This is a genomic window from Aeromonas sp. FDAARGOS 1411, from assembly GCF_019047125.1.
GTDB classification, from domain to species: domain Bacteria; phylum Pseudomonadota; class Gammaproteobacteria; order Enterobacterales; family Aeromonadaceae; genus Aeromonas; species Aeromonas veronii.
In genome coordinates, this window is the sequence record NZ_CP077214.1 from 2153497 (window position 1) to 2174473 (window position 20977).

The following is a 20977-nucleotide window of genomic DNA, read 5'->3' on the forward strand; positions in this document are numbered from 1 at the left end:
GAAGTTGTGCCGGCTGGCACCCTCATCCCCCCGCCGTCAAGCCGGATATGATCCCTTATTACGGGCGCTGTCTCAACCTGAATTTGGCACTTCCGGGCCATTTCCCGGCCATTGCGCCGCTAAAAACGGCGTGGCTTGGCACATTGCACCCCAAATGCATAAAAAAGCCCCGCACTAGGCGGGGCTGAAAGTGATGAAAAACACAAAACAGACAATTACACACAACAAAGGCTCACACGCACAGTCAACCTTTCCCAAATCCGATGCGCCATCGCCCTTGGGAAAGGCGGGTCTTGCGACCCACCTCATGTTAACGGTTGACTGCTATCAGTTCAGTTCGGTGACGCGGCTGGTGCGCTTGCCATCGAAGCTGGTGGTACGCAGGTAGACCTTGCCATTCACGCTCGGCTTGGCCGCGGCGTCATAGGCACTCCAGTTGGTACCGTCCAGGCTGTACTGGATGGGCAGACCCGGCAGATCCACGTTCGCTTCCAGCACACCGTTCACTACCTTGGCACCCGGTACGGAGAGGCGGTATTCAACACCGGCCTGATCCAGTTTCGGCAACACGCGCTGACCCAGTACGTTGGCAAACTGGTTCCACTCTTTGTTGAGGGTGGCCTTGTTGACGAACTTGGTCTCGCCGGAGAACTCGCGGTTCTTCACGTAATCCAGCTCGAAGCCACCTTTGTGCCAGGCACGCTCGGCCACAGAGAAGATACGCGGGTAGACCATGTACTCGTACTGAGCATCGGTACGCACGGTTTCACTCCACTGCTGACCGGAGATCCCCTTGAACTTGACCGGATCCTGGTCACCCTTGGCCACGAAGGCGTTGCCGTCGCGGTCAACCGAGGTCTCGGCGTTCTGCGGCAGGTTTTCCGGGGCGAAGGCAAACACCTTGCGAGTGTCGTTGAAACGGGTAGCCCAGTAGTAGCCACGCTCGGCCGGGTGTACTTCGTTCGGGAAGTCGAAGTAGAGGTAATCCGGGTTGGACAGCACCACTTGGTAACCCTTGTGGGCCCACTTCATCGCTTCATTGAAGCCACCCCAGTAGAGGGTTTCCCAGAAGTTGACACGGGTGTTGTCGGTGGCGAAGTCCTTGGCACCGCTGGCGTACTTCAGACCATCTTCCCACGCCTGCAGGGTAGAGAAGCCGCGGTCTTTGACCATCTGGCCCACTTCCTTGGCGAAGTAAACCGGCAGCTCGCCCACTTCCTTGATCTTGCCTTCGTCGATCATCTTCTGGCACATCGGGGACTTGCCAAACGGCTTGTCCTGCTTGCTGGAGTCGACGTTGCCTTTCCAGGCGACCAGCTCTTCTTTCTTGGTGACGGCCGGATCCTGATAGCCACCGCCCTGCATGATGTTCTTCGCCTCATCACCACCATAGTGCCATGCGGTCAGCGGCTGACCGGCGGCCTGGTGCATCTGGGCAACTTCATCCATTACCTTGGCCACGAAGGTGGCAGCACCCGGCTGGCAAGGGTTGATGAAGGACATCTTGTCGTAGAACTGGACGGAGGTGACGTTGGAGGTGTCAGCCGGGTCAGTCAGACGGAACTGGTTGGCTTCGGCTTCTTTGCCTTCCGCCATCAGACGCTTGTAGCGCGCTTCCATGGAGACCACGGCAGCACGAGCGTGGGCCGGCATGTTGATCTCGGGGATCACAGTCACTCCGCGGGCCTTGGCATAACGCACCAGATCCACGTAGTCAGACTTGCTGTAGAAACCGGAACCCTGGTTGTCGCTGGTCGGGCCGGAACCCAGTTGCGGCATCAGGCACTTGGTTTCGGACTCGTCGTGGCAACGCTGGCTACCGACCTGGGTCAGCTCCGGCAGACCCGGGATCTCCAGACGCCAGCCTTCATCGTTGGTCAGGCCAAGGTGCAGTACGTTGAGCTTCATGGCAGACATCTGGTCAACCAGCTTCTTCATGGTATCCAGACTGCGGAAGTGGCGGGCCACGTCGGTCTGCATGCCACGGTATTCAAAGCGCGGCGCATCCTCGACGGTCATCGGGCTCACCAGCTTGTCATCAACACCCAGCAGGGAGATCAGGGATTGTGCACCCCAGAATGCCCCGTCGATGTCGCGACCCTGGATCACTGTGCCCTTCTGACCGATGGTCATGTCATAGCCTTCAGCCTCCTTGAGCTTGCTGCCGAGCTTGATGGTCACCGGGTAGCCGGTGTCGGAGAGGGTAACACCCAGCTTGGTCAGTTGAGCCTTCAGGGCCTCGGCGCGATCGCTCGGCAAGTCCAGGGCATTGAGTTTGATGGTGGAGAAGTCAACCTGCGGGCCCGCTTTGACTACCTGCTTCATCGGGGTCGGCAGGATCTGGTTGTCAATCTTGCCAGCCGGCAGCAGGGTGCTGGTCTGGTTGGCCGCGAAACGGGTCTCGCTGTTCATCAGGATGTTCTTGTCATCCTTGGTACGCTTCCAGCCATCAGCCGGCATCGGCTTCTCGTAGGTGCTGGCATCATTGATGTTGCTCATGCTGGCCAGTACTTTCGGCTCGGCACCTTCGCTGGCGACATACCAGTTCGGCATGATGTCAGACTCGAACAGCACCCAGTATTCCACCACCAGCGGCACTTCGACCGTGGCATCCTTGGCAAAGCCCTGGAACTTCTCGGTTGGCGTCAAACGATAGAGATCGCCGGTCAGGTGAGTGATGGTGAACTGGTCGTTATCCACACGCTGGATACGACGGATGGAGGAGACGTAGATGCTCCAGTCTTTGGAGGTGACGTCAGCACCGGTATTGGTCAGGTGCAGCTTGGCAACGCCACAGCTCGCCCACTCGGAACCGAGCGCCTGGCAATCGAGGCCGGCACCGGCACCGTCGTTGGTGACCACTTCATACTTGACCACCAGGTTGTTGGCGAGGGAGTCGACCACGGCCTGCTTGGCGGCATCGGCTGCCTGGACCTGGCTGACAAAAACGGTAGACATGGCAATGGCTAACAGAGAATGTTTCAAGTTCATAACTGCTGCTCTCATTTGAAGTAAAGGTTGGATTTTCTTGGCTTTTTTATATGGGGCCCCTGAGCGGGGCCCTTAGTTATGTCAACAATGGACTTAGACTTGAGGTGAGCGAGTCTCTCGATTAACGCAGGGCTTTCATCTCACCGGCGATGATTTCGGCCAATGGGCCCAGAATCACCTGCAGGTTCTGCTCACCGAGTTTGACCACACCTGCCGCACCCAGGGCTTTCAGCTTGCGCTCATCGACGATGCTGCGGTCTTTCAGAGTCAGACGCAGACGGGTGATGCAGGCATCGATGGAGACCAGGTTCTCTTGACCACCCAGCACTTCCAGGTATTGCTTGGCCAGCTCGGTACGGTTGGTAGATTGAGCGGCAGCCGGAACACTCTCTTCGTCATCTTCACGACCCGGGGTTTTCAGGTTCAGCTTGGCAATCACTACGCGGAACACGGTGTAGTAGAGGCCGAAGAAGACCAGACCCTGAGGGATCAGCATGTACCAGTTGGTCGCCAGCGGGTTACGGCTGGAGAGCACCATATCCACCAGACCGGCACTGAAACCGAAACCGGCCATCCACTGCATGGAGGCAGCGATGAACACGGAGATACCGGTCAGTACGGCGTGGATGACATACAGTACCGGCGCCACGAACATGAAGGAGAACTCGAGCGGCTCGGTAACACCGGTGAAGAAGGAGGCAAAGGCAGCTGCGATCATGATGGAAGCAACTTTCTCTTTATTCTCTTTCTTGGCGGAGTGGTAGATGGCCAGCGCAGCACCCGGCAGACCGAACATCATGATGGGGAAGAAGCCAGCCTGGTACATACCGACCACGCCTTTCACCTGCTCCAGGCTCTTGCCTGCGGCCAGAGCGGCATCGATGGTAGCCTGACCACCCAGGAAGTTCGGGATGTCGTTGATACCGGCCACGTTGAACCAGAACACGGAGTTCAGGGCGTGGTGCAGACCGATCGGGATCAGCAGACGGTTGAAGAAGGCGTAGATACCGGCACCGGTAGAGCCCAGGCTCACGATGGACTCACCGAAGGAGACCAGACCACCATAGATTGCCGGCCATACGGCCATCAGGATGAAGGATACGACGATCATCACCACGGAGGTTACGATCGGTACCAGACGACGACCGGAGAAGAAGGAGAGTGCCTTGTGCAGCTCGACGCTGCTGAAGCGGTTGTACAGCTCAGCGGCGATAACACCACACAGGATACCCACGAACTGGTTGCTGATCTTGGCAAACGCGGCAGGAACCTGCTCCACCGGGATGCTCTTGATCTGGGCCACAGCGCCCGGGCTCAGCAGGGTGGTAACGACCAGGAAGCCGACCAGACCTGCCAGCGCAGCAGAACCGTCTTTATCCTTGGACATACCGTAAGCGACACCGACTGCGAACAGTACGGACATGTTATCGATAATGGCTGCGCCCGCTTTAATCAGGAAGGCAGCCAGCGCACTGTCACCACCCCAACCATTCGGGTCAATCCAGTAGCCAACCCCCATCAGGATCGCTGCGGCAGGCAATACCGCTACCGGCACCATCAGGGCACGGCCGATCTTTTGCAAATAACCGAGAATGTTCACGGTTCCTCTCCTTAGTTAATGTTTTTCTAGAAATTAAGTGCTTATCACGTTTGACGCATAAGCCATCAAGGCTTGTTTGGCAGTCTAGGGCTTTTATTTCGCTGCGCAAATTAATAAACCGATAATCGTGATCGTTATCACCCAAACAAGATAAAGGTGGTGGATAGATGTGGCTTAGTTCGCAATCTTTATTTACGCTATAAAACAACTTGAATCCGTCTTAGCCAATTGCCACCGCCAAACCGGTCGCAACCCGACACAGAGGTATCCCATATGCGCCTGATCCCGTTGAAATCTGCCAGCCAAGTAGGCCTGTGGTCTGCTCGTTACATCGTTGACCGCATCAACGCGTTCAAGCCAACCAGCGATCGCCCTTTCGTACTGGGCCTGCCCACCGGTGGCACCCCGCTCAACACCTACAAGCGCCTGATAGAGTTGCACAAAGCCGGTGAAGTGAGCTTCCAGAACGTGGTCACCTTCAACATGGACGAGTACGTCGGCCTGCCGGAAGATCACCCGGAAAGCTACCACAGCTTCATGCACAACAACTTCTTCAGCCACATCGACATTCGTCCCGAAAACATCAACATCCTCAACGGCAATGCCGAGGATCTGGTGGCCGAGTGCAAGCGCTACGAAGACAAGATCAAGTCCTACGGCAAGATCCACCTGTTCATGGGTGGTGTGGGCAACGACGGCCACATCGCGTTCAACGAGCCGGCCTCTTCCCTCTCTTCCCGTACCCGGGTCAAGACCCTGACCGAAGATACCCGTATCGCCAACTCCCGCTTCTTCGGTGGCGACATGGAGCAGGTGCCCAAACTGGCCCTGACCGTGGGTGTCGGCACCCTGATGGATGCGGAAGAGATCATGATCCTGGTCACCGGTCACGGCAAGGCACTGGCCCTGCAGGCCGCCGTGGAAGGCAGCGTCAACCACATGTGGACCATCTCCACCCTGCAGCTGCATCCGAAGGGAATGATGGTGTGCGACGAGCCCTCCACCATGGAGCTCAAGGTCAAGACCGTTCGCTACTTCCAGCAGCTGGAAGCCGCCAACATCGGCCGTCTGTAAGGAGTCGTCATGTACGCATTGACCAACTGCACCCTCTACACCGGCAGCTGCGTGCTGACCGGCTACGGGGTGCTTATCGAGGGCGACAAGATTGTCGCCATCTCTCACCTGGCCGAACTGCCTGCGGGCATCGAGCAGATTGACCTCAGAGGCGCCAACCTGACCGCCGGTTTTATCGATGTGCAGCTCAACGGCTGTGGCGGGGTGATGTTCAACACCGAGATCACGGTCGAGACCCTGGCAACCATGCAGGCGGCCAACCTCAAATCCGGTACCACCAGCTTCCTGCCGACCCTGATCACCAGTCCGGATGCGGACATGAAGCAGGCCGTTGCTGTGACCCGTGACTACATGGCGGCACACCCCAACGAGGTGCTGGGCGTCCATCTGGAAGGGCCTTACACCAACCTCAAGCGCAAGGGGATCCACCCTGCCGCGCAAATTCGTCAGCCAGCGGACGAGATGATCGACTTCTTCTGCGCCAACGCGGATGCCATCACCAAGATCACCCTGGCACCGGAGCGCAACGAGCCGGCCCATATCCGCCGTCTGGTGGAAGCGGGCATTCTGGTCTCGGCCGGTCACACTGCCGCCAGTTACGATCAGGCCATGGCCGGGTTCGATAACGGTATTCGCTTTGCGACCCACCTCTACAACGCCATGACGCCGACCCTCAACGGTCGCGAGCCGGGCGTCGTGGGTGCCATCTACGATCGCAAGGATGTCTATGCGGGCATCATCGTCGATGGCCACCATGTGCACTGGGCCAACGTGCGTCTGGCTCACAAGGCGCTGGGGGAGCGACTGGTGCTGGTCACCGATGCCACCGCGGCAGCCGGAGCGCCGGAAGGCTTTGAGAAATTTGATTTTTGTGGCACCACCGTCTTTTTACGCGATGGTCAGTGTGTCGACGAGAATGGTACACTCGGCGGTTCCTCCCTCACCATGATTGAGGGGGTGGAAAATCTGGTCAAGCAGGTCGGATTACCGCTCGATGAAGCACTGAGAATGGCCAGCCTCTACCCCGCTCGCGCCATTGGATGGGACTCACGTCTCGGTAGTATCCAGGTCGGTAAAGTAGCCAACCTCACTGTCTTCGATCAGGACTTCACGGTCCGTGGGACCGTGGTTAACGGACACTACACACAACAGTGACATCATGACTGGCGGACAAATAGCAAACGTAGATCTTATCAAGCAGGTCAACAGTGCAGCCGTGTATCGGCTCATCGACCTGCAAGGCCCCATCTCCCGGGTCAAGATTGCCGAGTTGAGTCAGCTGGCCCCGGCCAGCGTGACCAAAATAACCCGGCAACTGATCGAGCATGGCCTGATCAAGGAGACCTCTCCGCAAGCCTCAACCGGCGGGCGGCGTGCCATCTCCCTGACCACCATCAAACATCGCTTTCAGTTTGTCTCTGCCAAGCTGGGCCGCGGCTACCTGCAACTGAGTCTCTATGACCTCGATGGCAAGGAGCTCGACCAGCACGTCATTCAGGTGACCGAGATCGACCAGCAACCCGTAGTCGACATGCTGCTGCGAGAGATTGGCGCCTTTATCGATGCCAACCGCGAACGTTGTCGCAACCTCATCAGCATCGCGCTGACCATGCCGGGTCTGGTCAACCCGGAATCCGGTATGGTCATCTACACCCCCAAGTACCAGATCCGCAATCTGGGACTGGCGAAGCTGCTTGAGAACCACTTCAACCTCCCCTGCTATGTGGGCAACGACACCCGCTCACTGGCGCTGGCCGAACACTTCTTCGGCGAGTCCCGCGACTGCATGGACTCCATTCTGGTGAGCGTCCATCAGGGGACGGGCTCGGGGATCATCACCAAGGGTCAGGTGTTCCTCGGTCAGAACCGCAACGTCGGCGAGATCGGCCATATTCAGGTCGAGCCGCTCGGCAAGCGCTGCCACTGTGGCAACTTCGGCTGCCTCGAAACCATCGCCTCCAACGAAGCGATCATCGACAAGGTGAAGGAGCTCATCAGCCGCGGTCACCAGAGCGCACTGCAAGAGAAACACATCACCATTCAGGAGGTGTGCAAGGCGGCACTGGCAGGTGATGAGCTGGCCCGCAGCGTGATCGAGAACGTGGGTGAGCATCTGGGACGAGCGGTGGCTATTACGGTCAACCTGTTCAACCCGCAGAAGGTGCTGATCGCCGGTGAAATCACCGCCGCCGAAGAGATCCTCTTCCCGGCAATTCGTCGCTGTGTCGAGCATCAATCCCTGCCGAGCTTCCACCGTGGCCTGCCCATCGTGAAAGCCCGCTTCCAGAACCAGCCGACCTATGGCGGCTTTGCGCTGGTCAAGCGCGCCCTGCTGGAGGGAGATCTGCTGCAGATCATCATGGAGCAGAAGTAAGGCTCTGATCTTGCGAGATAACAAAACGGCAGCCAGTGGCTGCCGTTTTCTATTGTGTGCTTTGCTGGCGGTTTAGCCCGCCCGACATGGCTTGAACAGATCCAGCTTGTTGTCGTAAACACGGGTCTGCACATCCATGATCCCCAGCATGGAGTGAAAGAGGTTGTCATGGGAGAAGCGCTGACTGCTCGCCTCCGCCGCCAGGCAACCCATATCAAGCTGGCGATCGGCCTGTAACTGGGGCGAGAACCAGGTCAGCAGCGGCACCCGGGTCTGATCATCCGGCGCAAATTTGTAGGGCGTGCCGTGCAGATAGAGCCCCATGGCCCCGAGGGATTCGCCGTGATCGGAGAGATAGACCAGTCCCACATCGTACTGGCTCTCCAGCGACTTGAGCTTGTCTATCAGCAGTCCCACCACCTTGTCGGTGTAGCGGATGGTGTTGTCATAGGTGTTGACCAGCTCTTCGTTGCTGCAGTTTTCAATGTCGCTACGCGGGCAGTCCGGCATAAAGGCGCGCTCGCTGGCAGGGTAACGACGGAAATAGGTCGGGCCATGGCTGCCCATCAGATGAAAGGCCACCAGCTTGTTGCCCTTCATGCCTGCAATCTGTTGATCTAGCCCCTCCAGCAGCACCTCGTCATAGCAAGACTCCCCCTGACAGAGCGCAGGATAGGATTTGGGGAGGATCTCGATGGTCGGCACATTGCGGCACACCCCTTTGCAGCCGCCATCGTTCTCTTTCCACAACACCGAGACCCCGGCATGTTGCAGCACATCGAGCAGGCCGTCACGGGAGCTGGCAAGCTGGTCATCGTAGCCACGGCGCGTGAGGTTGGAGAACATGCAGGGCACCGAGACGGCGGTGGCCGTACCGCAGGAGCGCACATTCCTGAACGACACCACCCCCTGCTCTTTGGCCGTGAAGCTGTTGGTTGCCTTGCCATACCCGTTAAGGGAGTAGTTCTGGCTGCGCGCCGTCTCCCCCACCACCAGGAACATCAAAGTCGGCTTGCTTCCCCGGGCCACCACCCTGGCATCGGTCCCCAAGTGTTGGTAGGGGATCGGCGTGGCAAACAGCACATCCCGCCCATATTTGTAGAGGCCGTGCACATAGTTGGCAGGCACAATCTCTTTGGCCAGCGACTTGTTGTTGCGACCGACCGAGGCGTAATCCTGATAGTAAAGTGCCGCGACGCCCCCGATAAACAGCAGAGATATAGCCAATACACCTGCCCGCCACGCCAACCCCTGATACCAGCGAGCCGGATAGCGGATCCGCAGTGACCAGAGCACCAGAACAGGCAGCAGCCCGGTCAGCAGAAACCAGAGCGCAACCGAGCCATTCAAATAGGCCCCCGCCTCACCACTGTTGGTCTCCACTATGTTCTGGATCATGCCTGCATCAAAGATGACGCCGTATTTGAGCATGGCGTAGCTGACGATAGAGCCAGTCAGAATGAGCACGGTAAAAAAGGGCTTGAGCACAAACCGGAACGTGAAGGGAATAAACACGGCATTGAGCGCCGCGATCAGCACCAGCGGGATCGAGATGGCAAATCCGGCTTTGACATGGGTCAAGGCGCTGAGCACCGTATAGAAATGCAAAAAGACTGGCCAGTTCAGTACCAGGGCGAAAAAGAGCACCAGCAACAGATTGGTCTGCAGTACACCGAGAGTTACACGCATAAACAACTCCTACATACCGGCCTGCAGTGCAGCGGGCCGGCCAAGCCAACAAAAACGGACAGGGCCAGCGTAGGAAGTAAAACTTAAGCGCGAATTAAGAGGAGAAGCACGGCGCTCGTGCGCCCCATCACAGCACGGAGTGCTCCGCGGCACCGAAATGGATTTTTAGTTGTCTATCCATCGGATTTTGCTAGCTTGTTGAGTAGGCATTCACGAAATGCAGGTTAACCGATGGCACTGATCCAAGCCTCGATAGAGCAATTGAGAGTAGGCCACTATATCCATCTCCCCACGGGATGGACTAACCACCCATTTATGTTCAATACCTTCAAGATCAAGGACCAGCAGCAACTCGACATTCTCCGTCATCTTGATCTCACCCTGCTGATGGTCGACCCCGACAAGAGCGATCTGCCCATCGAGCCGCTACTGCGCGGCGATATCCCGGATGCCGGGCCTGATCTTGATGAGCTGGAAGAGCTGATTGCCTCGGGCCCGCCCCCCTTTGACGAAAAGGCCTTTCGCCGCTCCATGCGCGCCGCCGACAAAGCCTTTGGCCAATCCATGAGCGAGCTGCGCGATGCACTCGGGGCGCTCAACCTCAAACCGGATGAGGGGCTGGCCAATACCGCCCAGATCGTCCGCAATGCCGCCTTCACCCTCAGTCAGCATGAAGGGCCTCTCGGGCTCCACCTTATTCGCAGCCCCCACACCGATATCCTGCTGCAACACAGCCTCAATGTGGCTTTCATTGCCATGCTGATGGCCCGCGAACTCGGCATGAACCCCATCGAGATTGAGGAGACGGGACTTGCGGGACTTATCCACGACATCGGCGAACTGAAAATCCCGAGCCAGATCACCCAAAAACGGGGGGATCTCAACAAGGCCGAGCAGAACTTCCTCAATATGCATCCCCAGTACGGATTTGACATGCTGACCCAGCTCAACGCCTTTGAACCGAAAATCCGTCAGGTCGCCCATCTGCACCACGAGCGGCTCGACGGCAGCGGGTATCCGCTCGGGATCAAGGGCGGGGAGATCCCGCCGCTGGCGCGATTGATCGGACTAGTCGACTTCTACGATGAGCTGCTCCATCCCCGCAACAGCGGCAACCCGGCCGCGCCGAGTCAGGCCATCAGCCAGCTCTACAAGTTATCCCAGAAGAAGTTCGACCAGAATCTGGTCAAGTTGCTTGTCAAGGTGCTGGGGGTCTATCCGCCGGGATCACTGGTGAAACTCTCCGACGAGAGCATCGCGCTGGTGCTCTCTACCGAACCCACCATGCCCCTCAAGCCGAAGATCCTGCCCTATATCAAGGCCCAGCGGCCGGAAGCCGTTGCCATGATCGATCTGCGGGAAGATGAACGCACCATCACTGCTTTTATCAAACAGGAAGAGCTGGATGAGGGACAACGGCAGTTCTTTAACCTGACCCGCCGCTTCTGCTACTACTTTGCATTCTGAGTTATCCCCAGAAGCTGGGGATAACTCATTGGACAAACCGGAATAATTGCTCAAACCCCCATCAGAAGGTTGCCAACTGACCATGTATAAAAAACGCCCAGCCAAGGGGCCGGGCGGAGCATGCCACCTCCGTGTGGCGTATCCAGTGGATACATTCATGCTCCATCCATCAATATCAACCCGCTGCCGCTTACACAAATATCAATTTAACATGCTGATTTGATATGGTTTTATCCACTTGTTCTGGCAAACTGGCGGCCCGTTGCGCCCAGTTGGGCCAACAGAACAAGATCCTGATCACACTTATTCACGGGCTGGCTATTTTTTCAGCTGGCTTATGAGGAGCGTTTTTTATGCAGTTGGTTCTCTCCTTGCTGCAACAGATGAGCGTCAGCCTGGTGATCGCCTATCTCTTCTCGAAAAGCCCGCTGCTGCGCCCGCTTGCCAACTATTCCGTGAGACTACCTCACAAGATACTGATATACATCATCTTTTCCAGCTTTTGTATCCTCGGCACCTATGTGGGCCTCGATATCGACGATGCCATCGCCAACACCCGGGCGGTCGGCGCCGTCTTGGGGGGATTATTGGGGGGACCGCTGGTGGGCTTTCTGGTGGGGCTGACCGGCGGCCTGCACCGCTATACGCTGGGGGGATTTACCGATCTCGCCTGCGCCATCTCCACCACCTGCGAGGGGTTGCTCGGGGGCATAGTGCACTGGCGACTGATGCGCTCGGGGCGAACGGATACCCTGTTTGAACCGCGTATCGCCTTCTTTACCACCCTCTACGCCGAGATCATGCAGATGGTGATCATCCTGCTGGTGGCGACCCCGTTCGACAAATCCCTGCTGCTGGTGCGCACCATCGCCACCCCGATGATTCTGGCCAACTCCTGCGGCGCGGCGCTCTTTATCAGCATGATCCGCGACCAGCAGCGGATGTATGAGAAGTTCTCCAGGGTCTTCTCCGCCAAGGCGCTCAATATCGCCAACCGTACAGTGGGGATCATGAGTCAGGGCTTTACCCCGGAGGCGAGCAACAAGATTGCCCGCATCATTCAGGAGGAGACCGGCGTGGGGGCGGTCGCCATCACGGACACCGAGCAGATCCTCGCCTTTATCGGCACCGGCGAAGATCACCACCTACCGGGCACCCCCATTGCGTCAGCCATCACCATGCAGGCCATCGCCCAGAACAAGGTGCTGTTTGCCGATGGCAACAGTCAGCCCTATCGCTGCAGCCTCTCCCCCGCATGCCAGCTGGGCTCGGTGCTGGTGATCCCGCTGCAGGGGGACAAAGGAGTGATCGGCACCATCAAGCTCTACGAGCCGAAGAAGCGGCTGTTTCTCAAGATCAACCACACCTTGGGTGAAGGGATTGCCAACCTGCTGTCACAGCAGTTGCTGGCCGGTCGGCTGGAGCAGCATCAGCGGCTGCTGGTGCAGTCCGAGCTGAAGCTGATCCAGGCCCAGATCAACCCCCACTTTCTGTTCAACACCCTCAACACCATCAGTGCCATCACCCGGCGCGATCCGGACAAGGCGCGAGACCTTCTGCTGCACCTGTCGCTGTTCTTTCGCAAGAACCTCAAACGCCAGAGCGGCCTTGCGACCCTGCAGGAGGAGCAGGAGCACTGCCAATCCTATCTGGAGATCGAGCTGGCCCGCTTTGGCGATCGGCTGACGGTGATAAACGAGATCCCGCCCCATCTGGCCACACTGCGACTGCCCAGCTTCACCCTGCAACCGCTGATCGAGAATGCCATCAAGCACGGCGTCTCGACCCTGCTGGAGCAAGGGCGCATTCGCCTCTATACCGATGAGCAACCCGCCAGCGTCACCATCCATGTGGAAGATAATGCAGGCACCTGGCAAGCGCACCCCGCTGGCGACGGTCTGGGCATGACCATTGTCGATCGGCGACTGAAAAGCGCCTTTGGCGAGCGCTATGGCGTGACTATTGCCTGCGAGCCTGAGCAGTGGACCCGGGTCTCGTTCACCATCCCCAAGGAGTAACCATGATCCGCACCCTGATAGTCGATGACGAACACTACGCCCGCGAAGAGCTGAGGCAACAGCTGGCCTGCGATCCTGCCATCGAGATCGTGGGGGAAGCGGCCAACGCCATCGAGGCGCTGCCGCTTATTCAGCGCCTCAAGCCTGATGTGGTGTTCCTCGATATCCAGATGCCCAAGCTGAGCGGCATGGAGCTGGTCGCCATGCTCGACCCCCTGCCCCGCATCGTCTTTGTCACCGCCTTTGACGAATATGCCATTCAGGCCTTTGAAGAGAACGCCTTCGACTACCTGCTCAAGCCGGTGGAGCCCGCCCGGCTCGCCAAGACCCTCGCTCGCCTCAAGCAGGATATCTCCCCGCAGCCCATCGAGCGGCTGGCCCCCACCATAGAACATATTCCGGGCTATCTGCACAATCGGGTCAGGCTGCTGCCCATCGCGCAGGTGGAGTATGCCTTCTCCGATCTGGGCGGGGTCCATGTGGCCTGTCAGGGCGAGCTCTTCCACACCCAGCTCACCCTCAAATCGCTGGAAGAAAAGAGCCTGCTGCTGCGCTGCCACCGCCAGTATCTGGTCTCCCCCAACGCCATCTTCGAGATCCGGCTGCTCGATAACCAGCTGGCAGAGATCGTCACCCCGAGCGGCGCCCGGGTGCCAGTCAGCCGCCGCTACCTGAAAGAGCTGAAGGAGCGACTAGGGCTGGAGTGAACCGTGGAGTGTGCGCCTGATCACAGCCGCCGACCGCTCGGCACGCCATGGCGCCGCTCATCTTTTTTCACCTGCCATTAACAGACCAACGTCCTAGAGTGGCTGCGCACACCTAAAAATAACAATGCAGGAGCGTAGCAATGATCTGGTTCTTCCTCTGTGTCGGCTTACTTGTGGCCGGCTACTTCATATACGGCAAATTCATCGAACGGATATTCAGCCCGAAACCCGAGCTGAAAACCCCCGCCATCACCATGGCTGACGGGGTGGACTATGTCCCGATGTCGGACAAGAAAGTCTATCTGGTTCAACTGCTCAACATCGCTGGCGTCGGCCCCATCTTCGGCCCGATCCTGGGTGCCCTCTACGGCCCGGTCGCCATGCTGTGGATCGTCTTTGGCTGCATCTTCGCCGGTGCGGTACATGACTACTTCTCCGGCATGCTGTCGGTGCGCGCCAAGGGTGCCTCGGTGCCAACCGTGGTCGGTGAACATCTGGGCACTGCCGCCAAGCACTTCATGAACCTGTTTGCCGTGGTGCTGCTGATGCTGGTGGGCGTGGTATTCGTGCTGAGCCCGGCAGGCCTCTTGGCCAACCTCACCTCCACCGATCTGGTCTACTGGATTGTGGCAATCTTTGCCTACTACATCCTCGCGACCATAGTGCCCATCGACAAGATCATCGGTCGCTTCTACCCCATCTTCGGCGCCCTGCTGGTCTTCATGTCGGTCGGCCTCATCGTTGGCCTGATCGCCTCCGGCAAAGGCTTCTACAATACCGGGATGGACTTCTCCAACCTGCACCCGACCGAACTGCCGCTGTGGCCGCTGCTGTTCATCACTATCGCCTGTGGCGCGGTATCAGGCTTCCACGCCACCCAGTCACCGCTGATGGCGCGCTGCATGCAGAACGAAAAATCCGGCCGCTTCATCTTCTACGGCGCAATGATCGGTGAAGGGATCATCGCCCTTATCTGGTGCACCCTGGGTCTCTCCTTCTACGACAGCACTGAAGCGCTCAACGCCACCATGGCCAACGGCGGCCCGGCAGCCGTGGTACACGAAGTCTCCACCAGCCTGCTCGGCACAGTCGGCGGCATTCTGGCCATCCTCGGCGTGGTGATCCTGCCCATCACCTCCGGTGACACCGCGTTTCGCAGTGCTCGTCTGATCGTGGCGGACTTCCTGAAGATGACCCAGAAGCCGCTGGCCAAGCGTCTGCTGATCGCCATCCCCATGTTTATCCTTGGTTTTATCATCTCCAAGGCTGAATTCGGGGTGATCTGGCGCTACTTCGGCTGGGCCAACCAGACCACCGCCGTCATCATGCTGTGGGCCGCTGCTGCCTACCTCATCAAAGAGGGCAAGCTGCACTGGATCTGCACCATTCCCGCCATGTTCATGACTGCTGTGGTGATCACCTATCTGGCCAACGCCCCCATCGGGTTCGGGCTGGAGATGGGAACCTCCACCATCATCGGCTTGACTGCAACGGCAGCCATTACCGTGGCCTTCCTGATGAAGTTCCGCCAGCCGCTGGTCAGCAGTACCAGCGAAGGGTAAAAACAGCAAAAAATGCAGCGAAAGCAGCACAAAAAAGGCGCCTGATGGCGCCTTTTTTAATGACAAAAAGACTAATAATGCAACTGTTGAAAGGCTTCAGCTTCAATACAGCGAATAGCTTTAAGATTCCGGGCGAACTGACGATAAATGTGTGATTCTTAATTGCTTTAGTGCTTGTTGGAACCAATGATTAAGCTGTGCGTCATGCCAGTGGAGGTTATAAATGGCCCTTGATTATTTTGCACTTGGTCTGCTCGTCTTTGTCGGGCTGGTCATTTTTTATGGAGTCATCGTTATCCACGATATTCCTTACGAGATTGCCAAACATCGGAATCACCCTCATCAGGATGCCATTCACGTGGCAGGTTGGGTCAGCCTGTTTACCCTGCATGTGCTGTGGCCCTTCCTCTGGATCTGGGCAACCATCTATCGCCCCGATCGCGGCTGGGGCTTTAGCCAGCGGTTGCAAAAAGATGAAGAGGAGCTGGCGGCCCTCAAGCAGGAGTTGGCGGATCTGAAGAGCCGTATCAACACTATCGAACAGAGTGAGCAACAGGGATAAACCATGGACCTGCTACTGATCCTGACCTACACGGCGCTGTGTGTCGCCATATTCAAAATCTTCCGCATCCCACTCAACAAGTGGACCGTCCCCACCGCAGCACTGGGCGGCGTGCTGCTCATCGGCACCCTGATCATGCTGATGAACTACAACCACCCCTACTCCGAGATGGCGCGCAACTACTACGTCTCCACCCCCATAGTGCCGCTGGTCAAGGGCCGGGTCGTTGAGGTTCCGGTGCAGGCCAACCAGCCGGTGAAAAAAGGCGACGTGCTGTTTCGCCTCGATGACGAACCGTTCCGCCTGAAAGTGGAGAGCCTCACCGCACGGGTCGAATCCAACCGCGAGCACCTCAAGTCCATTGAGGCAAGACTGCGCTCCGCCAGGCTGGATCGGGATCGCGCCAGCGACCTGATGCGCCGTGGCGTGGGCAAGCAGCGTGACCTCGACGTCACCCAGGCCAACATGGATGACATCGTGGCCCAGATTGACCAGCAGAAAGCCACCCTGAACGATCTGCAGGCCCAGCTGATGGAAGCCAAGTACCAGCAGTCACAAACCGTGGTCTATGCCCCGAGCGATGGTCATGTGGTGCAGTTGGCCCTGCGCCCCGGCATGATCGCCACCCCCTTCATGTATCGTCCGGTGATGACCTTCATCCACAAGGATGACACCGCCTACGTCGGCTGGTTCTGGCAAAACAGCATGCAGCGACTGGCGGTGGGCGATGAGGCCGAAGTGGTGATCGATGGCGTACCCGGCAAGATCTTCAAAGGCAAGGTGACAGCCGTGGTTCCGGCCATTGCCGCCGGTAACGTGCAGGCCAACGCCGGTCTGCTGGATCAGACCACGGCGGTGCGTCCGGGTCGCCTGCCGGTGGTTATCTCCATCACCGACCCCGAGTGGGCCAAGTATCAGATGATTGCCGGTGCCAGTGGGCAGGCCGCGGTCTACACCCAGTACTTCCACCATGTATCTGTGATGCGCAAAGTGCTGCTGCGCATGGCAAGCTGGATGAACTACATCTTCCCGTTCCATTGATCAGCACCCAAGCACCCTGCGGGCCGGCATCATGCCGGCCCGCTGTTTTTGTGACTGCAAGCACCCTATAATGGCGCCATCTTGCACCACCCCACATCGACATACCCAAGCCTGCATGTTCGTTCTCAGACCCTATCAGACCGACGCCGTCAACGCCGTTATCAGCCACTTTCGCAAACACCCGGATCCCGCCGTGGTGGTGCTGCCCACCGGGGCCGGCAAGAGTCTGGTGATCGCCGAGCTGGCCCGCAAGGCACGCGGTCGGGTGCTGGTGCTGGCCCACGTCAAGGAGCTGGTGGAGCAGAACCACGCCAAGTACGAGGCGTGGGGGCTCAAGGCCGACATCTTCGCCGCCGGTCTGGATCGCAAGGAGGCAAGCGCCCAGGTGGTGTTTGGCTCGGTGCAGTCGGTAGCGCGCAATCTGGCTGCCTTCGACGGGGCGTTTTCGCTGCTCATCATCGACGAGTGCCATCGGGTCTCGCTCGATGACGACAGCCAGTACCATCAGGTGATCGACCATCTCAAGGCTGCCAATCCGGCCCTCAAGATCCTCGGCCTCACCGCCACCCCCTATCGGCTCGGGCTGGGCTGGATCTACCGGCGCCACTACCACGGCATGGTCAAGAGCCACGGCGAGCGGCTGTTTGGCGACTGCGTGTTCGAGCTGCCCTTGCGTTTTATGGTGAAAAACGGCTACCTGACGCCGCCGCGCATGGTGGATGCCCCCATAGTCCACTACGACTTCAGCAAGCTGGTGGCACGGGAGAACGGCCTCTTTAGCGAGGCAGATCTCAACGGAGAGCTCAAGCGCCAGCAGCGGGTCACCCCCCATATCCTGAGCCAAGTGCTGGAGTATGCCGCCGACCGGCAGGGGGTGATGATCTTCGCCGCCACCGTCGAACATGCCCGCGAAATTCACGGCCTGCTGAGCGCCAGAGGGGAGCAGGCAGCCCTTATCACCGGCGAAACGCCGGGGCCGGAGCGCGATGCCCTTATCAGCGCCTTCAAGGCGCGCGAGCTCAAGTTTCTGGTCAACGTAGCGGTGCTCACCACCGGTTTCGATGCCCCTCATGTCGATCTTATCGTGATGCTGCGCCCCACTGAGTCGGTCTCCCTCTACCAGCAGATCGTCGGGCGGGGCCTGCGTCTCTCGCCGGGCAAGAGCGATTGTCTGGTGCTCGACTATGCGGGCAACAACTTCAACCTGTTCGCCCCCGAAGTGGGGGAGCCTCGCCCCCATGCCGGTACCGAGCCGGTACAGGTGCCCTGCCCCGCCTGCGGTTTTGCCAACACCTTCTGGGGCAAGACCGACGAGGATGGCAAGGTGATCGAGCACTACGGCCGCCGCTGTCAGGGGCTGTTTGAAGATGACGAGGGCAACCGCGAGGAGTGTGACTACCGCTTTCGCGCCAAGATCTGCCCCGGCTGTGGCGCGGAGAACGACATCGCCGCCCGCCGCTGCCAGAGCTGCGATCAGCTGCTGGTCGACCCTGACGACAAGCTCAAAGAGGCGCTCAATCTCAAGGATTGCATGGTGATCCGCTGTGCGGGGCTAACCCTCACAGCCGGGCGTGGCAAACAGGGGGAGCGGCTGGAGGTGACCTACCACGATGAGGATGGGTTGACCCTCAGTGAATACTTCGGATTTCACTCCCCGGGCGCACGGCGCTTGTTTCAACAGCACTTTGTGCGTCATCATTGGCCCGCACCGGGGCTGGAGCCCGAATTTGCCACCTTGGCGAGCGTGCTGGCCGCGCAAAGCCAGTTCCGTCATCCGGATTTTGTCATCGCCCGCAAATCGGGTCGCTTCTGGCAGATAAAAGAGAAAATTTTTGATTATGAGGGTCGCTATCGTACCGCCAACTCGATTACATGATGGCGACCGGCATACATGGCATGAATTGCGTTATCCCGTCGATCCCGCATCGGCGGGTTGAATTATCAGGGGCGGCACCACTGCCGGGCCCTTCGTCACGTTAGAGGATGTTATGCAGCGGCTGTTGATTGGTTTTTGTGCTCTTTTCTCTCTGGCGGCTCACGCCGCCCCGCTGACGCCCCCTCAGGGTGGCCAGTACGCCATCATGGTGCAGGGCAATAACGGCGTCGAGTTCGCCCGCCATGCGGATCAGATGATCGCCCCCGCCTCCACCATGAAGGTGCTCACCGCGCTGGCGGCCCGCCTCGAGCTGGGTGCCGACTTCCGCTTCGCCACCGACATTCAGGCCCAGCCGGGCGCCAAACAGGGTGACACCATCAACGGCGATATCTGGATCAACTTCGTCGGCGACCCCACCCTCTCCCGCATGGATCTGCTGGCCCTGTTCAAGCAACTCGGCGTCACCAGCATCAAGGGCAATGTCTACGTCAACACCGGCGCCTACAACGGCTACGAGCGCGGCAACGGCTGGTCGTGGGGGGATCAGACCCTCTGCTTCGCCGCTCCCGTCTCCTCGGTCATCATCGACAAGAACTGCGCCTACGGCACCATCACTGCCACCCAGATTGGCAAACCGGCGGTCGGCAACGTGGCCACCGGCGTCCCCATCGGCATCGGTGCCGACAACGTGGAGGTGATGAGCTATGGCGACATGGCGCGCCAGTTCTGCGCACTGGAAGTGGACATGGCCAAGGGCAACTTCTACGAGCTCAAGGGCTGCATCACCCCGAACAAGGAGCCGCAGGGGCTGCGTTTCGCCATTCACGATGTGGAAGCCTGGGGTTGGGACAACATCCGCTGGGCGATGAACCGTGCCGGTATCAAGCATGATGGCCTGCTGCGAGTCACCCACAAGGCCCCTGAAGGGGCTGAGACCCTCGGCACCCACTACTCGGTCTCCCTGCCGGTGATGCTCGCCAAGATGCTGAAGAAATCGGACAACCTCTATGCCGATACCTTCCTCAAAACCGTGGGCCGTCACTACTACAACAAGCCGGGCAGCTATCGCAGCGGCACCATGGCAGTGCGCGCCATCCTGACCAAGAACGGCATCGATCTGGGCAATGCCACTCTGGCCGATGGCTCCGGTCTCTCAGCTCACAATCTCATCAGCGCCCGTCAGATGATGTCGGTGCTCAACTTCATCCAGAAGAATGATGCCGAGCTTGGCCTGATCAAGCTGCTGCCAAGCTCGCAGGTGGATGGCACCCTGGCGTGGCGCCGCAGCGTCACCGCCCCCATGATGAAGAACAAGGTCCATGCCAAGACAGGTACCATCACCGGCACCTCCAATCTGGTGGGCTTTATCGACACGGCAGGCGGCCAGCGCAAGGCGTTCGTGATGTTCCAGCGCGGTCTGTCCCAAGATCCGGCCACCCATGAGCGCTATCGTGCCAGCAAGGCCCCTTGGCCCTGGACCGTATTCGAGAAGGGGGTGCTGGAGAGCATCTATCAGCAGCAGCCTATCCAGATCGCCGATGAGAGCTGATCCAATAGGCCCACTCGAATCAGGGTATCGATAATTTCGGCTTCAAGTCGCCACGAGGCAGGGCTATGCTGTTGCCTGCCTCATATCAACGGCCATACAAAAACGGCTTAAAAAACGGAGAGAAAATATGTTTGCAGTGATTTTTGGTCGCCCGGGTTGCCCCTACTGTGTCCGTGCCGTACAGATCGCCGAGCAGCTGACCGAACAGCGCGATGACTTCAAATTCCGCTACGTGGATATCCATGCCGAAGGGATCACCAAAGAAGATCTGGCCAAGAGCGCCGGCAAGCCGGTCAATACCGTGCCGCAGATCTTCCTGGATGAGCAGCACATCGGTGGCTGCACCGATTTCGAAGCCTACGCCAAAGCGAATCTGGGTCTCTACCAGTAATGCCTGCGGGTCATCCCGAGCGGGTTGACCGCCAGAGCGTATAAAAAATCCGGCGCCATCAGGCGCCGGATTTTTT

Annotated in this window: 15 protein-coding genes; 12 read left to right on the top strand and 3 right to left on the bottom strand. The window is 58.7% G+C overall.

Translation table 11 applies throughout. The features are described from left to right. Positions 1-327 precede the first annotated feature (327 nt). Together I6L41_RS09525 and nagE are read right to left on the bottom strand one after the other, a co-directional pair. Positions 328-2991: a beta-N-acetylhexosaminidase gene (locus tag I6L41_RS09525; protein WP_216963618.1), complete on the bottom strand. Its 2664-nt coding sequence runs from the start codon at positions 2989-2991 to the stop codon at positions 328-330. A 121-nt stretch (positions 2992-3112) separates the two neighbouring features. Next, on the bottom strand, positions 3113-4591 hold the full coding sequence (nagE, locus tag I6L41_RS09530) for an N-acetylglucosamine-specific PTS transporter subunit IIBC (protein WP_216963621.1): 1479 nt from the start codon (positions 4589-4591) through the stop codon (positions 3113-3115). A gap of 273 nt (positions 4592-4864) precedes the next feature. Here nagE and nagB point away from each other — a divergent pair, with 273 nt between their 5' ends. Genes nagB through I6L41_RS09545 form a run of 3 tightly spaced genes read left to right on the top strand, consistent with a single transcriptional unit; the run spans position 4865 to position 8039 of the window. Beyond that, complete coding sequence (nagB, locus tag I6L41_RS09535; RefSeq protein ID WP_005334308.1) at positions 4865-5665, top strand: glucosamine-6-phosphate deaminase; 801 nt, start codon at positions 4865-4867, stop codon at positions 5663-5665. A 9-nt stretch (positions 5666-5674) separates the two neighbouring features. Continuing rightward, a complete protein-coding gene (gene nagA / locus I6L41_RS09540) occupies positions 5675-6820 on the top strand; it encodes an N-acetylglucosamine-6-phosphate deacetylase (RefSeq protein WP_111899656.1) in 1146 nt (381 codons plus the stop codon). 4 nt (positions 6821-6824) lie between these two features. After that, on the top strand, positions 6825-8039 hold the full coding sequence (locus I6L41_RS09545; RefSeq protein WP_005334312.1) for an ROK family protein: 1215 nt from the start codon (positions 6825-6827) through the stop codon (positions 8037-8039). Positions 8040-8111: 72 nt separating this feature from the next. Here the strand turns inward: I6L41_RS09545 and I6L41_RS09550 are convergent, their stop codons facing one another. Continuing rightward, positions 8112-9728: a phosphoethanolamine transferase gene (locus tag I6L41_RS09550; RefSeq protein ID WP_075115491.1), complete on the bottom strand. Its 1617-nt coding sequence runs from the start codon at positions 9726-9728 to the stop codon at positions 8112-8114. 231 nt (positions 9729-9959) lie between these two features. Here I6L41_RS09550 and I6L41_RS09555 point away from each other — a divergent pair, with 231 nt between their 5' ends. The 9 genes from I6L41_RS09555 (at position 9960) to I6L41_RS09595 (ending at position 20901) form a co-directional block, all read left to right on the top strand. Next, positions 9960-11195: an HD-GYP domain-containing protein gene (locus tag I6L41_RS09555; RefSeq protein WP_042080247.1), complete on the top strand. Its 1236-nt coding sequence runs from the start codon at positions 9960-9962 to the stop codon at positions 11193-11195. A gap of 353 nt (positions 11196-11548) precedes the next feature. Then, entirely contained in the window at positions 11549-13213 is a 1665-nt protein-coding gene (locus I6L41_RS09560) for a sensor histidine kinase (RefSeq protein WP_216963623.1), read from the top strand. Positions 13214-13215: 2 nt separating this feature from the next. Then, positions 13216-13920, top strand: a complete 705-nt coding sequence (gene btsR / locus I6L41_RS09565; RefSeq protein ID WP_216963626.1) for a two-component system response regulator BtsR — start codon at positions 13216-13218, stop codon at positions 13918-13920. A 140-nt stretch (positions 13921-14060) separates the two neighbouring features. Then, positions 14061-15482 (top strand): carbon starvation protein A, encoded by a 1422-nt coding sequence (locus I6L41_RS09570; protein WP_005350521.1) that lies wholly within the window; start codon positions 14061-14063, stop codon positions 15480-15482. A 223-nt stretch (positions 15483-15705) separates the two neighbouring features. Further along, on the top strand, positions 15706-16044 hold the full coding sequence (locus I6L41_RS09575; RefSeq protein WP_005337862.1) for a DUF3302 domain-containing protein: 339 nt from the start codon (positions 15706-15708) through the stop codon (positions 16042-16044). A 3-nt stretch (positions 16045-16047) separates the two neighbouring features. Then, complete coding sequence (locus I6L41_RS09580; RefSeq protein ID WP_158113220.1) at positions 16048-17085, top strand: HlyD family secretion protein; 1038 nt, start codon at positions 16048-16050, stop codon at positions 17083-17085. Between the two features lie 115 nt (positions 17086-17200). After that, positions 17201-18961: a DEAD/DEAH box helicase gene (locus I6L41_RS09585; protein ID WP_216963630.1), complete on the top strand. Its 1761-nt coding sequence runs from the start codon at positions 17201-17203 to the stop codon at positions 18959-18961. A 112-nt stretch (positions 18962-19073) separates the two neighbouring features. Then, positions 19074-20510: a D-alanyl-D-alanine carboxypeptidase/D-alanyl-D-alanine-endopeptidase gene (dacB, locus tag I6L41_RS09590; protein WP_204379555.1), complete on the top strand. Its 1437-nt coding sequence runs from the start codon at positions 19074-19076 to the stop codon at positions 20508-20510. A gap of 94 nt (positions 20511-20604) precedes the next feature. Continuing rightward, on the top strand, positions 20605-20901 hold the full coding sequence (locus I6L41_RS09595) for a GrxA family glutaredoxin (RefSeq protein ID WP_224970215.1): 297 nt from the start codon (positions 20605-20607) through the stop codon (positions 20899-20901). Positions 20902-20977: the final 76 nt, after the last annotated feature.

What these genes read in the sequence shown, in the direction of transcription:
- I6L41_RS09545 (WP_005334312.1), top strand. Translation starts at nt 6,825, where the DNA reads ATGACTGGCGGACAAATAGCAAACGTAGATCTTATCAAGCAGGTCAAC.
- btsR (WP_216963626.1), top strand. Translation starts at nt 13,216, where the DNA reads ATGATCCGCACCCTGATAGTCGATGACGAACACTACGCCCGCGAAGAG.
- I6L41_RS09525 (WP_216963618.1), bottom strand. Translation starts at nt 2,991, where the DNA reads ATGAACTTGAAACATTCTCTGTTAGCCATTGCCATGTCTACCGTTTTT.
- nagB (WP_005334308.1), top strand. Translation starts at nt 4,865, where the DNA reads ATGCGCCTGATCCCGTTGAAATCTGCCAGCCAAGTAGGCCTGTGGTCT.
- I6L41_RS09580 (WP_158113220.1), top strand. Translation starts at nt 16,048, where the DNA reads ATGGACCTGCTACTGATCCTGACCTACACGGCGCTGTGTGTCGCCATA.
- I6L41_RS09570 (WP_005350521.1), top strand. Translation starts at nt 14,061, where the DNA reads ATGATCTGGTTCTTCCTCTGTGTCGGCTTACTTGTGGCCGGCTACTTC.
- I6L41_RS09560 (WP_216963623.1), top strand. Translation starts at nt 11,549, where the DNA reads ATGCAGTTGGTTCTCTCCTTGCTGCAACAGATGAGCGTCAGCCTGGTG.
- dacB (WP_204379555.1), top strand. Translation starts at nt 19,074, where the DNA reads ATGCAGCGGCTGTTGATTGGTTTTTGTGCTCTTTTCTCTCTGGCGGCT.
- I6L41_RS09555 (WP_042080247.1), top strand. Translation starts at nt 9,960, where the DNA reads ATGGCACTGATCCAAGCCTCGATAGAGCAATTGAGAGTAGGCCACTAT.
- I6L41_RS09575 (WP_005337862.1), top strand. Translation starts at nt 15,706, where the DNA reads ATGGCCCTTGATTATTTTGCACTTGGTCTGCTCGTCTTTGTCGGGCTG.
- I6L41_RS09585 (WP_216963630.1), top strand. Translation starts at nt 17,201, where the DNA reads ATGTTCGTTCTCAGACCCTATCAGACCGACGCCGTCAACGCCGTTATC.
- nagA (WP_111899656.1), top strand. Translation starts at nt 5,675, where the DNA reads ATGTACGCATTGACCAACTGCACCCTCTACACCGGCAGCTGCGTGCTG.
- I6L41_RS09550 (WP_075115491.1), bottom strand. Translation starts at nt 9,728, where the DNA reads ATGCGTGTAACTCTCGGTGTACTGCAGACCAATCTGTTGCTGGTGCTC.